This is a genomic window from Macrococcus bovicus, from assembly GCF_004359575.1.
Taxonomy (GTDB): Bacteria; Bacillota; Bacilli; order Staphylococcales; family Staphylococcaceae; genus Macrococcus; species Macrococcus bovicus.
On the sequence record NZ_SCWF01000004.1, the window covers coordinates 96478 to 110387 of the forward strand.

The 13910-nt window shown below is 41.8% G+C and carries 20 protein-coding genes and 1 riboswitch; of the genes, 11 read left to right on the plus strand and 9 right to left on the minus strand.

The features are described 5' to 3' along the window. The 4 genes from ERX55_RS05540 to ERX55_RS05555 all read left to right on the plus strand — a co-directional run bounded on the left by ERX55_RS05540 (position 1) and on the right by ERX55_RS05555 (position 1706). Positions 1-339, plus strand: coding sequence for a hypothetical protein (locus ERX55_RS05540; protein WP_133451580.1), 339 nt, complete (start codon positions 1-3; stop codon positions 337-339). Positions 340-520: 181 nt separating this feature from the next. Continuing rightward, positions 521-850: a hypothetical protein gene (locus ERX55_RS05545; RefSeq protein ID WP_133451581.1), complete on the plus strand. Its 330-nt coding sequence runs from the start codon at positions 521-523 to the stop codon at positions 848-850. Between the two features lie 230 nt (positions 851-1080). Then, positions 1081-1401 (plus strand): PadR family transcriptional regulator, encoded by a 321-nt coding sequence (locus ERX55_RS05550; protein ID WP_133431282.1) that lies wholly within the window; start codon positions 1081-1083, stop codon positions 1399-1401. After that, positions 1398-1706, plus strand: coding sequence for a DUF2812 domain-containing protein (locus tag ERX55_RS05555; RefSeq protein WP_133451582.1), 309 nt, complete (start codon positions 1398-1400; stop codon positions 1704-1706). The genes ERX55_RS05550 and ERX55_RS05555 overlap by 4 nt, the downstream gene beginning before the upstream one ends. Before the next feature lie 258 nt (positions 1707-1964). On the opposite strand, the gene yidD is transcribed toward ERX55_RS05555, so the two are convergent. Next, the gene (gene yidD / locus ERX55_RS05560; RefSeq protein WP_133451583.1) at positions 1965-2195 is read right to left on the minus strand and encodes a membrane protein insertion efficiency factor YidD; all 231 of its coding nucleotides are present in this window, start codon (positions 2193-2195) and stop codon (positions 1965-1967) included. Positions 2196-2306: 111 nt separating this feature from the next. Here yidD and ERX55_RS05565 point away from each other — a divergent pair, with 111 nt between their 5' ends. The 4 genes from ERX55_RS05565 (at position 2307) to ERX55_RS05580 (ending at position 5221) form a co-directional block, all read left to right on the plus strand. Next, entirely contained in the window at positions 2307-2762 is a 456-nt protein-coding gene (locus tag ERX55_RS05565) for an NUDIX domain-containing protein (RefSeq protein ID WP_133451584.1), read from the plus strand. Further along, the gene (locus tag ERX55_RS05570) at positions 2738-3505 is read left to right on the plus strand and encodes an alpha/beta hydrolase family protein (protein WP_133451585.1); all 768 of its coding nucleotides are present in this window, start codon (positions 2738-2740) and stop codon (positions 3503-3505) included. The genes ERX55_RS05565 and ERX55_RS05570 overlap by 25 nt, the downstream gene beginning before the upstream one ends. A 771-nt stretch (positions 3506-4276) precedes the next feature. Beyond that, complete coding sequence (locus tag ERX55_RS05575; RefSeq protein ID WP_133451586.1) at positions 4277-4867, plus strand: hypothetical protein; 591 nt, start codon at positions 4277-4279, stop codon at positions 4865-4867. A 15-nt stretch (positions 4868-4882) separates the two neighbouring features. Next, positions 4883-5221 (plus strand): hypothetical protein, encoded by a 339-nt coding sequence (locus ERX55_RS05580; RefSeq protein ID WP_133451587.1) that lies wholly within the window; start codon positions 4883-4885, stop codon positions 5219-5221. A gap of 65 nt (positions 5222-5286) precedes the next feature. On the opposite strand, the gene ERX55_RS05585 is transcribed toward ERX55_RS05580, so the two are convergent. From ERX55_RS05585 to pckA, 4 genes are all read right to left on the minus strand, one after another. Next, a complete protein-coding gene (locus ERX55_RS05585; protein ID WP_133451588.1) occupies positions 5287-5853 on the minus strand; it encodes a tyrosine-type recombinase/integrase in 567 nt (188 codons plus the stop codon). 132 nt (positions 5854-5985) lie between these two features. Beyond that, complete coding sequence (locus ERX55_RS05590) at positions 5986-6567, minus strand: DUF536 domain-containing protein (protein WP_133451589.1); 582 nt, start codon at positions 6565-6567, stop codon at positions 5986-5988. Positions 6568-6872: 305 nt separating this feature from the next. Further along, a complete protein-coding gene (locus ERX55_RS05595; RefSeq protein WP_133451590.1) occupies positions 6873-6965 on the minus strand; it encodes a type I toxin-antitoxin system Fst family toxin in 93 nt (30 codons plus the stop codon). 375 nt (positions 6966-7340) lie between these two features. Beyond that, positions 7341-8924 carry a phosphoenolpyruvate carboxykinase (ATP) gene (gene pckA, locus ERX55_RS05600; RefSeq protein ID WP_133451591.1) on the minus strand — a complete coding sequence of 528 codons (1584 nt, stop codon included), beginning with the start codon at positions 8922-8924 and terminating at the stop codon, positions 7341-7343. A 189-nt stretch (positions 8925-9113) separates the two neighbouring features. Further along, positions 9114-9213, plus strand: a riboswitch (SAM riboswitch). Between the two features lie 100 nt (positions 9214-9313). Between pckA and metK the strand changes: the two genes are divergently transcribed. From metK to ERX55_RS05615, 3 genes are all read left to right on the plus strand, one after another. After that, on the plus strand, positions 9314-10507 hold the full coding sequence (metK, locus tag ERX55_RS05605; RefSeq protein ID WP_133451592.1) for a methionine adenosyltransferase: 1194 nt from the start codon (positions 9314-9316) through the stop codon (positions 10505-10507). 200 nt (positions 10508-10707) lie between these two features. Beyond that, entirely contained in the window at positions 10708-11625 is a 918-nt protein-coding gene (locus ERX55_RS05610) for a nuclease-related domain-containing protein (RefSeq protein ID WP_133451593.1), read from the plus strand. 86 nt (positions 11626-11711) lie between these two features. Continuing rightward, a complete protein-coding gene (locus ERX55_RS05615) occupies positions 11712-12551 on the plus strand; it encodes an aldo/keto reductase (RefSeq protein WP_133451594.1) in 840 nt (279 codons plus the stop codon). 35 nt (positions 12552-12586) lie between these two features. On the opposite strand, the gene ERX55_RS11400 is transcribed toward ERX55_RS05615, so the two are convergent. The 4 genes from ERX55_RS11400 to ERX55_RS05630 all read right to left on the minus strand — a co-directional run bounded on the left by ERX55_RS11400 (position 12587) and on the right by ERX55_RS05630 (position 13830). Beyond that, the gene (locus ERX55_RS11400; protein ID WP_165983715.1) at positions 12587-12757 is read right to left on the minus strand and encodes a hypothetical protein; all 171 of its coding nucleotides are present in this window, start codon (positions 12755-12757) and stop codon (positions 12587-12589) included. A gap of 83 nt (positions 12758-12840) precedes the next feature. Next, positions 12841-13146 (minus strand): fluoride efflux transporter FluC, encoded by a 306-nt coding sequence (locus ERX55_RS05620; protein WP_243721466.1) that lies wholly within the window; start codon positions 13144-13146, stop codon positions 12841-12843. Next, the gene (locus tag ERX55_RS05625) at positions 13146-13496 is read right to left on the minus strand and encodes a fluoride efflux transporter FluC (protein ID WP_133451596.1); all 351 of its coding nucleotides are present in this window, start codon (positions 13494-13496) and stop codon (positions 13146-13148) included. Before ERX55_RS05625 ends, ERX55_RS05620 begins: the two co-directional genes overlap by 1 nt. A 40-nt stretch (positions 13497-13536) precedes the next feature. Continuing rightward, complete coding sequence (locus ERX55_RS05630) at positions 13537-13830, minus strand: hypothetical protein (protein ID WP_133451597.1); 294 nt, start codon at positions 13828-13830, stop codon at positions 13537-13539. Positions 13831-13910: the final 80 nt, after the last annotated feature.

Sequence of the window (13910 nt, forward strand, 5' to 3'; positions counted from 1 at the left end):
ATGGATGAAAGAAGCTCGGACAATATTGTAAAAGCGATGGGTATTACACTTGCAATTCTTTATTTAGTGATTTTATTTTCTGCACTGTATCAATATATAAGTTCAGGTGATATCTACAGAATTACAAATGAACTGATTTTGATCGTGATGATTCCGGCACTGGTCGCATGGTTTGGCAGAAAAGACGAAAGTTTGATGTTGCCTCGAAATCTGCAAGGTGAACCATTAGCTGAATCCGCGTCTGTAGAAGATAGACAAAAAAGAAAAAGACATTATTTTCTTGAGTCTTTAGCATTTGCAACATTCTGTATAGTAGCCTCACTATTAGATGCTGGTTAATTCAGAAGGAATGGGATTACTTCATCTTCTCAGAAGAATGGTCTATCTCTGCAAATATCATCCTGTCATATGTCATCGACTACTTAATCATGCTGATCATATTCACGGTTATAGCTTATATCTGGGGCGAATATAGCATCAGAAAGTATAATAAAGCTCTAAAAGATCTGGAGGAGACGTCATGAATAAATCTAGACAGAAAGTGATGGAAGTCACTGACAGCCAGGCAAGTATCCTTGAATTAACAGCAACAAAATACATGTCTGAGAAGATGAAGTGGGTGGATGCACTATTTGATTTCGCCTTTAGTATTATAAATGCCATAAAAGACCTGAAGACATTTGATTCCTATTATCTTGAAAGTAAAGACAATCGGCACCAGCTGTTTAAAATATCAAAAAAATTAGAAGTAGAGAAATTTGATGTGACTAATGAAGTGAATCAAAGTCCGAATGGTAAAAAATTTATCTTCAAAGATAAAGAATTCAGAGTATTTAAAGTCATAAGGTAACAAAGAAAAGGAGCTATCAAAATGATTCTAGGAATGATCAGTCCACTTGGCATACTACTGATTGCAATGGTTATCGGTATACCTGTCTATTTATTAACAAAGCGCAATAACCATCGCTAAAAAGGAAAAAACTGACATGAAAATGTCAGTTTTTTTGCTTGCAATAAATACTATTATGATTTAATATATCGTTATACGATATATAGTTTAACGATATAAAGGGTGACGATATGAATAATCAATCAGCTTTAACAGAAAGTATCTACTATATTTTATTGTCATTGGATGAACCCCTTCACGGTTATGGCATTATCCAGAACATCAAAGTGCTTTCCAACAATCGCATTAATATGGCGGCAGGTACTTTATATGGTGCATTAAATACATTGATTAAAAAGGATTGGATTGAACTGGTCAGTGAAGACGGGCCGAAAGGTAAGAAGGAATATGTACTGACAAGAGCAGGACGAGAAGTATTGATACAAGAGATCTCAAGATTGAAAGAACTAAGTCTGAATGGAGAAAAATTCTTAAGAGGTGATAGTCGATGACAAAAGTAGTGCGTAAATGGTTTTTAGTACATAACTATCAGAAGGAAGAAGACTGGTTGAATGAGATGGCAGCGCAAGGATATCGTTTGAAGAAAGTGGGTCTAGGAAAATATATGTTTGAAGAAACTACAAAAGATGAGACAGTAAGAATGGTATTCATGGATCAAAACAAAGAGGAATTTAGAGAATTTATGGAAGACATGGATATTGAGCATGTCGACACTTTGTCTAACTGGGGCTATTTTCGAAAAGAAAATATGCCTGGAGAACCTAAATTTGAGATGTTTTCAGATAATGAGTCATGAATTAAACATTTATCAAATATACTGAAGATGTTACTTATGTTCCTGGCTATGAATTTATTTTCTGCATACTCTAATTTAGCAATTGGTGAACAAGTACCTAATACTTGGAGTGTAGTGGTGGGTATCCTATGTTTATGTGTTTCTTTTTTCGTTGCGCTCGTTGCCTATAAAATGTACATGAATATTAAGGCACTGAAAGAAAATAATAGAATACAGCACTGATAACAAAACCACTCAATATAAATGATTGAGTAGTTTTTAATGTCTATGATCTTCTTTCGGTGGCACGGGATCGAAGCCGCCTGGATGAAAGGGATGGCATTTCAGGATACGCAGGGTGGTCAGGTAGCTGCCCTTCAGTGCGCCGTGTGTCTCGATGGCCTCCATACCGTACTGGGAGCAAGTCGGATGGAAGCGGCATGTCGGCGGGGTCATCGGTGAGATATAATTGCGGTAGAAGCGGATGATGGCGAGTAGGATTTGTTTCATGTCAGGCTCCTTTTAGAGTTGTTTTATCTATTATAGTGCAGTTGCATGGACTTTTCAGTTCTCATGCTTACTATGATAAACTAAAGAAAAGACTGAGTGTGAGGTAGGGCGATGGAATTTAAGGATGTTGAAGGGAATACAGTGATTCTGAAGACGGATGAACCCGTGCATCATCATGTCTTGATCATTCCGATTATGGGGCAGCAGTTTTTGCTGACGAAGCATAAGGAGCGGGGCATCGAGTTCCCGGGTGGCAAGAGAGAGAAAGGGGAGTCGTCTTTAGAAGCGGCGCACCGTGAGCTGTTTGAGGAGACAGGAGCTACAGGCAGTCTGCAATATGTCACGAGCTATACCGTCATGACTGAGCGCCCTTTCACTAAAGACGTCTTCAAGGCGGAGATTACCGCTATCAGTGAGCAGGTGCATTATCATGAGACGGAGGGGCCTGTCATTGTGGGTTCACTGGATGAAGTAGTGGAATCTGAGCAGAGCCGGCTGCTACAGGATGACTGTATTCAATATATCGTGCGGGAGATGATAGTATGTGGCTCAGCAAAACACGGGTAGCTGCGGATTATTTTGACCGCGGCTTTTATGAGGTGACCTATCCATCTGATGAGCTGGAAGTGACGGCGATGCTTCTTGACCATCCGGCACCTGAACGCATCGTCATCTATCTGCGCGGTGGTAAGGGGGGCGTCGGCATGGTCAGACCGGTGCGACTGATGCAGTTTGCGAATGATCAGACCTTGGTCATTGGACCTTATTACCGCGGCACAAAAGGCCAGGGCAAAGATGAGTTCGGCGGTGCGGATCTTGAGGACGTCCGCGCATTGGTAAGAGAACTGAGAAGTCAGTACGGCGAGTTGCCGATACACTTAGTTGGTTTCTCAAGAGGCGGCATCCAGGGGCTTCTCACCTATCAGGATGTCGGCGCGACTTCGTTCATTATATGGGGCGGGGTCAGCGATATTTATTATATGTATGAAGAGCGGCCGGACTTACGCGGTATGATGAAGCGGCTGATCGGCAAGCCCGACGTCAACCCAGATGCATATGACAGCCGGAACGGTTATCGCCATGTAAGAGCGGACAGCCCCCCTGTTATGATTATTCACGGTACAGCTGATGTACAGGTCGGGATCGAACATGCTTATATACTTGAAGAAAGGCTCAAGGAGCTGGATGTTCCCTATGAATTACATATCTACGAAGAAGAAGGACATGTCTTCACACCGCCGCATGAACGGGAGATTTTAAGGAAAGTCCAGGAGTGGATGACTGCTGTAGAAAACGATAAAAGATGGTAATTGCATCAGGTCTCTCACCTGGCCATAGCACTTGTTATCTCTGCCATTCGCTGTCCATTATGTCCCTAACTTCTCGGACGGCCTGTGATGCACCGTAAAGCCGTCTGAACGCCATATGTTCCCTAACTATTTTGGCAAACCCTATCCATGTCTTTTTTGTATCTGCTCGTCACTGCCTGGGTGACTCACGAGTGGTAGAAGAGTGGAATCATGCAAACTACCGTATATGCCTACGGTCAAAGTGACAAATCCCGTAGACATGCTGGATGAATTTGTTGGTCAATGGCTCCAGCCCATCGTCGTTTTTTTTAGCCATGAACGACACGGAATCTTGTAGTACAGTATGGAATTGAGGGAAACAAAAAGACAGCTAGCGATCTTACGCTACCTGTCTTCTGTAATCTCTCTTCCATCCACTTTTTTCTCGATTTGAGCCAAGTCTATTGAAGTTTTACCTCTTCCACTATATAATGTGTGTATAAAGCGACCCATACTCGCTTCACAACTATATAGTTAGATTGATCGGTAAAATCATGATTACGTTAGTGTAGATAACGTAATCATGAGGTCTGAAAGAAGTTGGTAGCTTCTTTCATTCCTGCCGGTCTTTTTAATTTGTCTTAATTATCCAGTTGATAAGTGAAAATATGCAACTATAGTTTTTTATACAACAAAATTTTCTGAATTTTAAAATTATTATATTGACACTATCCCTGCTTAAATATAATATTTGAGTAGAAGTATTTTTACCACAATAAGGGAGGTTTTAAAATGAAAGTAAAAATTTTCATCGTGTTACTATCTTTATGTTTACTTTGCGCCAGTATCACATCTTTTAGTGTTTCAGCAAGTGAATATCCTCCAAAAAAAATTGAATATGCGCCTTCAGCACAACTTAATGTACCAACACCTGTTGAACCAAATACAGTTGAAAAAATGATTGGCGATAAAATAATTAAAGATTTAAAAATTGAAGTTGTAGAAACTTCTCCAAATCTATTAATAAATTCTCCTGAAATATCATTAAATACTCTTTCTTCGAGCGTGCCAGAAAAAGTTGTACCATCTGATGGTTGTGGTTCAACTAAAACTGGATATGTCAATGTTTCTAAAAGTAAGATTGCCTCTTTGTCTTCCGATACTTATACAATTAGTGCTGGAGTTGCCACATATGTTATAGGAGCAATCTCAACAACCGTTGGTTATTACGTAGGGGCAGGATTACTTGCTGCATGGATCGGAACTAAATTATACCTTGCTGGATACAGCGGTGTACGTTTCTACTATGAATATGGTTGGCAATATTATTATAATAGTGGATGCTACCGTTACACTTTACTTACGGGATGGAATAGATATTAATAAGGAGGTATAAAGATGAAAAACTTCAAATTGCTAATCCAATTCTTTATATTACTCACTATATTGTATTTTATCATCACAAACTTTATTGACAAAGATTACCATACGGCTTTTACATTATTAATTGCTTTAGGAATATGGATTTTTTCAAATAACCTACTTTTTGATTATAAAGAAAGGTTTTTCACTACTCACTTAATAATTAGTATAATAAGTATAGTATATTTTTCAATTCTATTGATTATCTTATTCACTATTGCTCCTAGCGTTTATCATATTATTTTAAGTACATTATTTTTATTTTTTTCTATCATTTGGTTTTTTAAAATAAAAAATAATAAAGTTAGCGTATGAACGTTTTAATATAATTACTAATTTGATATATTATTTTAAGCTGTACGATTTTACAATTTAATATACTATGAAAAAATGTTTTTCATAGTAATACTAATTGAATCATTTATTACTTCTTGATTAATCCCAATGTATCTAAGTGTCACAGACTGCGAAGAGTGATTGAATAGATCCATCAACAAAGCCACATCCCTTGTCTTCTTGTAGTAACGGTAACCAAAGGTCTTACGCATCGAGTGTGTGCCAATTTCATTTAATCCGATCGCCTTAGCTGAATGATTGAGGATTCGATAGGCCTGTACACGACTGATCGGTTTATCATTCCCATCAGAATCGAGTTTATTGCTTTTAAACAGATAATCTTCGTCCTCTAGGAACTGAATATAACGATCAATATCCTCCTTTAGATGATAAAGGGGGATTTGTTTCTGTTTACGGGTTTTCTGTTCTCGGAGTTTAATCGTATAGTCCTTAATGTCTTTTTTCTTCAGTCCCAACATGTCACTCACTCTTAGACCACAGTTAATGCCGAGATTAAATAAAAAAACGTCTCGTTCTGATCCATAATAAGCGAGTGCCTCTTTCATCTCCTGTATCTTTTTCACGTCTCGAATTGGTTCCACGCTATTCATCAAAATCACTCCTATATGATACGTATAATGTATGCATTGATATCATTATGATACATTATTTCAGGCATAAAAATAAACCCCTGTGTTTACGGGGTTTGTCATGTAACATAATTTATATTGTGTTACATTGGATCACCTCTTAAAGAACTTGCTGAAGAATCCTTTGGGAGCGTCTTCCCTTAAATCTTTATAGAAATCATCGACTTTGTTCTCTTTCATGTCAGCTCTTTGAGTTTCTGTCTCCACGTATAGCTGATCTTTGCCGTCTTTATCCTGTCTTTTGTCATTTTCTTTAAGTTTAACTTCAAGCGCCTTTATTCTATCGTTGCTTTCCAACGCTAATGCTTGCTGATTATGTAATAATTTTTGCTGATTGTCTAAAGTTTCATTTAACTTATTGATTTGTACATCCTTAACATTCATTTGATTTTCTAAGAAAGATATTTGCTTTTCTTTATCATTTAACTGCTGCTTTAAGAGATTGATAATATCGTCCTGAAGTTTTTTATCTTTAGCTTCTTCTTTTTGAGTAGGCTGTTCACCTTCTTGATTATCCATATCAAAAATCATTTTTAGATTTATTTTCTCATTTAATGGTTTTTGATTGTTGATGCTTTCTCCTATTTTTAATGCTTGTTCATCATTTATAACTAATGCATTATCTACTTTTTCTAATTCTATATTTAGTCTTCTAGCATGATTTAATACCGTCATTAACAAAGAGAAAGTGTGGTTTTTATCATCGTAGAGGTGAGAAAATCAAAGTTGTTTTTCTTGACGGAAAAGCTATCACTGGAACATATTTATTTGCACCACAGTATGAGATCATTATCGAAACAGAAGATGGACGAGAAATCACGATTTTTAAACATGCTGTAAAGTATATCTATGTACTTGATTAGTTTTACAAAGAAAACTGAATAAGATATAATGTACTTAACAATTAAGATTTCCATAGAAACACCGAACCCCCTGACTGCTGGAACAGTTAGGGGGTTTTTAGGTGCTAGTATGCCGTCTTAATCCTTGCGTTGATCTAACCAGTGAGAAAACAACGCAAGGGCTACGCCAACATACAATGGCGCAATTACGTTAACAATTAAGATTTCCATAGTTATCCACCTCCTTCCATAAGATCTCGCCTATGGAAGTGAAGACGGCTTACTCATTATATCGAATTACTTTTATTTCTTCTAGGTGGCTCACCTTATTCTTTTTATCACATAAAAACGAGTGGCATAATAAGGATAACGATAAACATCAGGAGGATATACCATGACAAATATGAATTACGAAAAAGAAATTCAAGCCTTAGAAGAAAAAAAGAAACAGTTATTAAAATAAAAGCGTGATAAAGACAGGGAAGAACTTCAGACATTAAAAGAGAGGGAAAGCTGGTGCAAAAACAAGTAATTGCACCAAGTCTCGGAATACTTGCTATAAAAAACCCCTTTCACTGACCATTACAGTGAAGGGGGTTATCTATATTATCCGCGGTATTTGAAGCCGCCTTTTTCTTCGATTTCCGGTGATTCGAACTGCTTGAAGTTCTCCTGGAACATTTTCGCCAGTTTTGTAGCTGTCTCGTCATAGGCATCATCTGATACCCATGTGTTACGAGGCAGGAGCAGCTCAGAAGGAACACCAGGCACTGACTTCGGAATGTTTAAGCCGAAGATATCATCCTGGACATATTCCACATCTTCAAGGCCGCCGCTGATGGCACGACGGATCATGGAACGTGTATATTTCAGGTTCATCCGGCTGCCGACGCCGTATTCGCCGCCTGTCCAGCCTGTGTTGACCAAGTAGACTTTGACGCCATGCTTGTCAATCAGGTCACCTAACATGTTCGCATATACAGTGGCATGCAGTGGTAAGAACGGTGAACCGAAACATGTTGAGAATACCGGCTGCGGGCTTGTGACGCCGCGTTCTGTTCCGGCAAGTTTAGATGTGAAGCCACTTAAGAAGTGATACAGCGATTGTTCTTTGGTTAATTTAGAGATTGGAGGAAGTACACCGAATGCATCTGCTGTTAAGAAGATAATCGTCTTCGCGTGACCCGCATAAGATGGCAGGACGATATTGTCGATGTTATCAATTGGATAAGCGGCACGTGTGTTTTCTGTCAGAGATTTATCAGAATAGTCAGGTGTCCCGTCTTCTTCCACTTTGACGTTCTCAAGGATAGCGCCGTAACGGATGGCATCGTAGATCTGCGGTTCTTTCTCACGCGTCAGATCAATCGTCTTCGCATAGCAGCCGCCTTCGATATTGAAGACCCCTTCATCGTTCCAGCCGTGCTCATCGTCACCGATCAGTTTACGCTGTGGGTCTGCTGATAATGTGGTTTTACCAGTACCTGATAAACCGAAGAAGAGAGCAACGTCCTTATTCTCACCGACGTTCGCTGAACAGTGCATACTCATGATGCCTTGCACCGGCAGGTAGTAGTTCATGACACCGAAGATCCCTTTTTTCATTTCGCCGGCATATTCAGTTCCGCCGATCAGGATGATCTTATGTTTGAAGCTTGTAATGATGAAGGTTTCTGATTTTGTGCCATCTACTGCTGGGTCTGCCTTGAAGTGAGGGGCAGAGATGATCGTGAATTCAGGATCAATAGCCAGGCCTTCCTCTTTTGTTTCAGGACGGATGAACATGGTACGGGCAAACATATTATGCCAAGCGAGTTCGTTGATAACCTGTAATTTTAACTGTGAGGCTTTACTTGCGCCGGCATAGCCGTTGAAGACATAGACTTTTTCCTTGTCATTTAAATAGTTCAGCACTTTATTGACTAACTTCAGGAAGACTTCCTCTTCAATCGGCTGGTTGACAGCACCCCAGTCGATCTTATCTTCCGTCTCTGCTTCACGCACGATGAAACGGTCTTTCGGTGAACGGCCTGTATATTTACCGGTTTCAGTGCGGATGGCGCCTGACTCAGTCAGTTCCCCTTCGTTATTCTGAATAATTTCGTTGATTAACTGTGTACGTGATAACTGTTTCAGTGTAGACGGTTTTTCCAGCAGCTGATTGATTTCTGCCGCGTAATTTTCATTCATTTAATAATCCCCCATTAGATGATTGATATGCTGATGTAAGCATTTTCACTCATTAGTATAGCATAATGAAAATCATATGCCATCTCACATATTTAATGTTAGAAAATTCATAAAAATAGTACATTTTGAGTCTTAAGTTAAACATGTTGACGGTTTACACAAAGTTTAGTATTATCTTACTTGCGGATTCTCTTATCCAGAGTGGTGGAGGGACATGGACCCTTTGAAGCCCAGCAACCTTTTAAGTAAGGTGCCAAACCGTTTGCAGATCTCATCTGAACGATAAGAGTGAATGGACTTGTATTGTCGAGCCTTTCTCTCTTAACTGTAGGGAAAGGCTTTTTTCTATGGATTGAACCGTAATCATATATATAAAAGGAGAATTATCTATGGCAGATCGTAAATTATTTACTTCTGAATCAGTAACAGAAGGACACCCGGATAAAATTGCGGACCAGATTTCTGACGCAATTTTAGACGCCATTTTGACAGGAGACCCAAAAGCACGTGTGGCATGTGAGACATCAGTGACGACAGGTATGGCACTGATCGCCGGTGAAATCACGACTTCTACTTACGTTGATATCCCGAAAGTCGTGCGTGAAACAGTTAAAGAGATCGGTTATACCCGCGCAAAATTCGGTTATGACTATCAGACGATGGCTGTATTGACAGCGATTGACGAGCAGTCACCTGACATCGCACAAGGTGTAGACCGTGCGCTTGAAGACCGTGAAGACTTATCGGATTCAGACATCGAATCTATCGGTGCCGGCGACCAAGGCTTAATGTTTGGTTTTGCCTGCAACGAAACAGAGAGCTTGATGCCGCTGCCGATTTCACTTTCACACGAACTTGCACGCCGCTTAACAGAAGTACGTAAGAACGGTACGCTTGACTACTTACGTCCGGACGGTAAGACACAGGTGACGGTTGAGTATGATGAGAACAACAAGCCTAAACGTGTGGATACTATCGTCATCTCTTCTCAGCACCACGAGAAAATCGAGCTTGAGCAGATTCAGGCTGACATTAAAGAACATGTCATCAAACCGGTTGTGCCGGCTGAATTAATCGATGAGGAAACGAAGTACTTCATCAACCCGACTGGCCGTTTCGTTATCGGTGGACCGCAAGGGGATGCCGGTTTAACAGGCCGTAAGATCATTGTGGATACTTACGGTGGCTATGCGCGTCACGGTGGCGGTGCATTCTCTGGTAAGGATGCAACGAAAGTTGACCGTTCAGGCGCATACGCAGCACGTTACGTTGCGAAGAACATCGTAGCAGCCGGCCTTGCAGATAAAGCGGAAGTTCAGCTTGCCTATGCAATCGGGGTCGCACATCCGGTTTCAATCTCAGTGGATACGTTCGGTACAAGTGACTATTCTGAAGTAGAACTGGTGGAAGCAGTCCGCAGCACATTCGACTTACGCCCGGCAGGTATCATCAAGATGCTTGACCTGCGTCGCCCGATCTACAAGCAGACAGCAGCATACGGCCATTTCGGTCGTACAGACGTTGAACTGCCTTGGGAACAGACAGATAAAGCAGAGGCACTGAAAGCGGCTTTAGCGAAATAATAGACGATTATAAAGACAGGGAGCAGAGGCTTCCTGTCTATTTTTGTGAAATGAGTAGATTGGTCCAGTGTAAAAATAACTTTTTAATGATGAAAGCAGTTTTTATGTGCAAGTCTCTGCTCATTTATCTATGAAAATTACTGAACTTCCCGCTGAACTTCTTTATAATATGAATAAGACAATAAAGAAGGAGAAGATCTATGAACTTATCTGAATTAACACCCCTGCATTATGGGCTGATTGCACTTGCTGTACTGGCACTTGTATTTCTTGTGCTCTGGCTGATGTCAAACGCAAAACGTAAACGTGAACAGGAAGAGCTGGCAGCACGTCATGAATCAGAGCGCCGGTCATTAGCCGCGTCGCTTGAAGAACAGGCTGCTAAAGAACAGGCAGCGCAGGCGGAAGCCTTCGACGCTGAACGTCAAGACCTGAATCATCAGCTGTCGGAGAAGGCGACACAGATTGACAGTCTGAAGCTGCTGACAAAAGACGGCGGAGAATATCTGACTGACTTCACATTAATCCAGCTGAAGGATCGTCTCGTGCGCAATGAACGCATCCGTCCGGAAGATATGCATGTGCTGGCTAATATCTTCCTGCCTGGCCGTGATTTAAAGCGGACAGAACGACTCGCTCATCTCGTCATGACACGCACCGGCGTTTATCTGCTCGAGTCTTATTACTGGAAAGGGCATATTTATCACGGCGTGGATCAGTCACAGTTTTCAGTGGATCCGATGTTCGAGCACGTCTTCAGTCTGCTTGACCTGGATAAATATATCGAACACACTATCGCGATGGAACGTGATGCCGACCGTGACGTCGTCTACTTCAAATCGCTGAATCAGAATATCGCGGACTTGAAGCGTCATGCCGAGCTGCTGCAGGAGACATTGCACCTGCAATATCCGGTGACCCCTATCATGTATTTCAATAAAGAGGGACATGATGCAGGAACAATGGATAATTATTCTCGTGATAAGAATGTCAAGGTCATCGTCGGTGAAGACGAGCTGGAAACATTCTTCGAGAAATACGTTTTCCATGGCCGCTTCCAGTATTCTGTAGAGGAACTGGCGCATATGCTGGATGAAATAGAACGGTTGAACCCGTAGACAAGGGGGTCTTGATGACCTCCTTGTTTTAATAGCGGCCCTGAAGGGGTATAGATGATTAATCATGAATGAAGGAGTGTTGGAAGATGGAACAGACAGTCACATTTCATAATGGCAATACGATGCCGAAGGTCGGCCTCGGTACTTTCCGTATCGAAGAAGGTCAGGAGCTGGTAGAAGCAGTCAAGCATGCCATTGTATCAGGTTATAGAAGCATCGATACAGCTCGTATCTATGATAACGAGCAGTCAGTGGGTGAAGGTATCCGTCAGGGTATAGAAGCGGCGGGTATCAGCCGCGCTGACTTATTCATCACGACTAAACTATGGCTGGATGACTACGGCTACGAAGAGGCACAGGCTGCCTATCAGGCATCACTGGACCGCCTCGGCCTCGATTATGTCGATCTTTATCTGCTGCACTGGCCGGGACAGGATACCCAGCTCTATATTGACAGCTGGAAGGGCCTCGAGAAACTATATAACGACGGCAAAGTACGTAATATCGGTGTCAGCAACTTCAACGTCGAACATCTGGAGCGCTTACTGGAAGAGGCATCTGTGAAACCGGTCATCAACCAGGTGGAGTTCACACCTTACCTGAATCAGCGGGTGCTGCGTGGCTATCTGAAAGAGAAGTTCATTGTCGCGGAATCATGGTCGCCACTGATGAACGGTGAGATTCTGGCCAATGAAGTGGTCATGGATATCGCCGAGAAACACGGCAAGTCACCGGCTCAGATCATCATCCGCTGGAACATTGAAAAGGATGTCGTGATCATTCCGAAATCAGTGACACCGAGCCGGATCGAAGAGAACTTGAATGTCTTTGACTTCGAACTGACTGAAGAAGACCTCTATGAACTGGATCAGCTGAATGAAGACCGCCGTAACGGGCCGGATCCAGCTGAATATAACGGCCACTAAAAAAATGTCGAGTATCGTTACGATACTCGACATTTTTATTTGTCGCCGTTGACACTAGGCGTCGTCTTGATGCTGTCTGCGCCGCTCTGCACGACACCCGGCGCTGCTTCTTTGGTCTGTCCCTGTGTATCTCTATATTTGATGCCGGTCTCCTCAATATGTTCATCCAATTCTCGGAGGGTCTTCTCTGTCTGATCTTCAGCCATGCTTCTCATCCTTTCACTCTGTTTATAATCTCTACCCGTATTGGGGAATGATATAGCCTGATTCTCAGAGAAAATAAAAATAATCAGATCAGCCAGCCCATCAGATAAGCGAGCAGCGGCAGGCTGACGGAGAGGGCAATATATTGAATAGACTTCAGCCGGTCCTTGTCAAACAGCTGCACACTTTCCAGGGCAAAGGTCGAAAATGTCGTGAAACCACCCATCATACCGGTGCCGAAGAAGAGATAGACGGTATCCAAGTGCGAGAGAAGACCGAGCACCAATGACCCTGCTGTATTGATCAGTAAGGTCATCCACGGAAAACGGCCGTTGAACTGACTGAGATAGACACGTATGACGGCGCCGAATACAGCACCCAGACCGACCATCAGCAAAACAGTCGCCTCCCAGATGTCAGACCGAGATAACTCAGCAGGAGGCCGCCCGCCATCGTCAAGGTGATATAGCATAAGCCTAGTGACAGCTGAGTTTCCAGCAGATGGATACTATCCGCGCTGAAAGTGGAGAAGGTCGTGAAACTGCCGAGCATCCCTGAAGTCAGGCCGACTTTAAGATTCTGATTGTCAAAGGGATAACTGGCTGAAAATGCGAGTAGAAATGCACCTATAAGGTTGACAGTCAGCGTCCCCAGATAAGAAGTATCGCCCATGAGCAGTGTCAGGCTGTAGCGAAGAGTAGCACCAATAAATGCGAAAACACCTACATATAGATATTTCATGCCGAACCTCCATCAAAAAAGACTGTACACCTGTACAATCTTAAATAATACCGAACAGCAGCATGCCGCTGATCAAGTGATAAATAATGACAGCCAGGATGACGAACTGCCAGATCTTAGCTGCGGACTGAAATGTCGCTTCAGGACGCTTCATATAACGGTCGAGCATGATGACACTGATAATCAATAGAATGGCATTGACCAGACCTGAAAACAGAATGATTGAAGTCACTGAACCGAAGAGCTGACTGAGCAGGGGATTCTTCACGCTGAGCAGCATACTCAGAACGACCAGGACAACAGATATCATGAAATAGCGACGTGATTGCTTCATATTCATACTCCTCTGAAAAATTAGTATAGGCTTATTTTAGCATATAGCATCTTGCTTGTATTTGTATTTTAGAAGCTTTA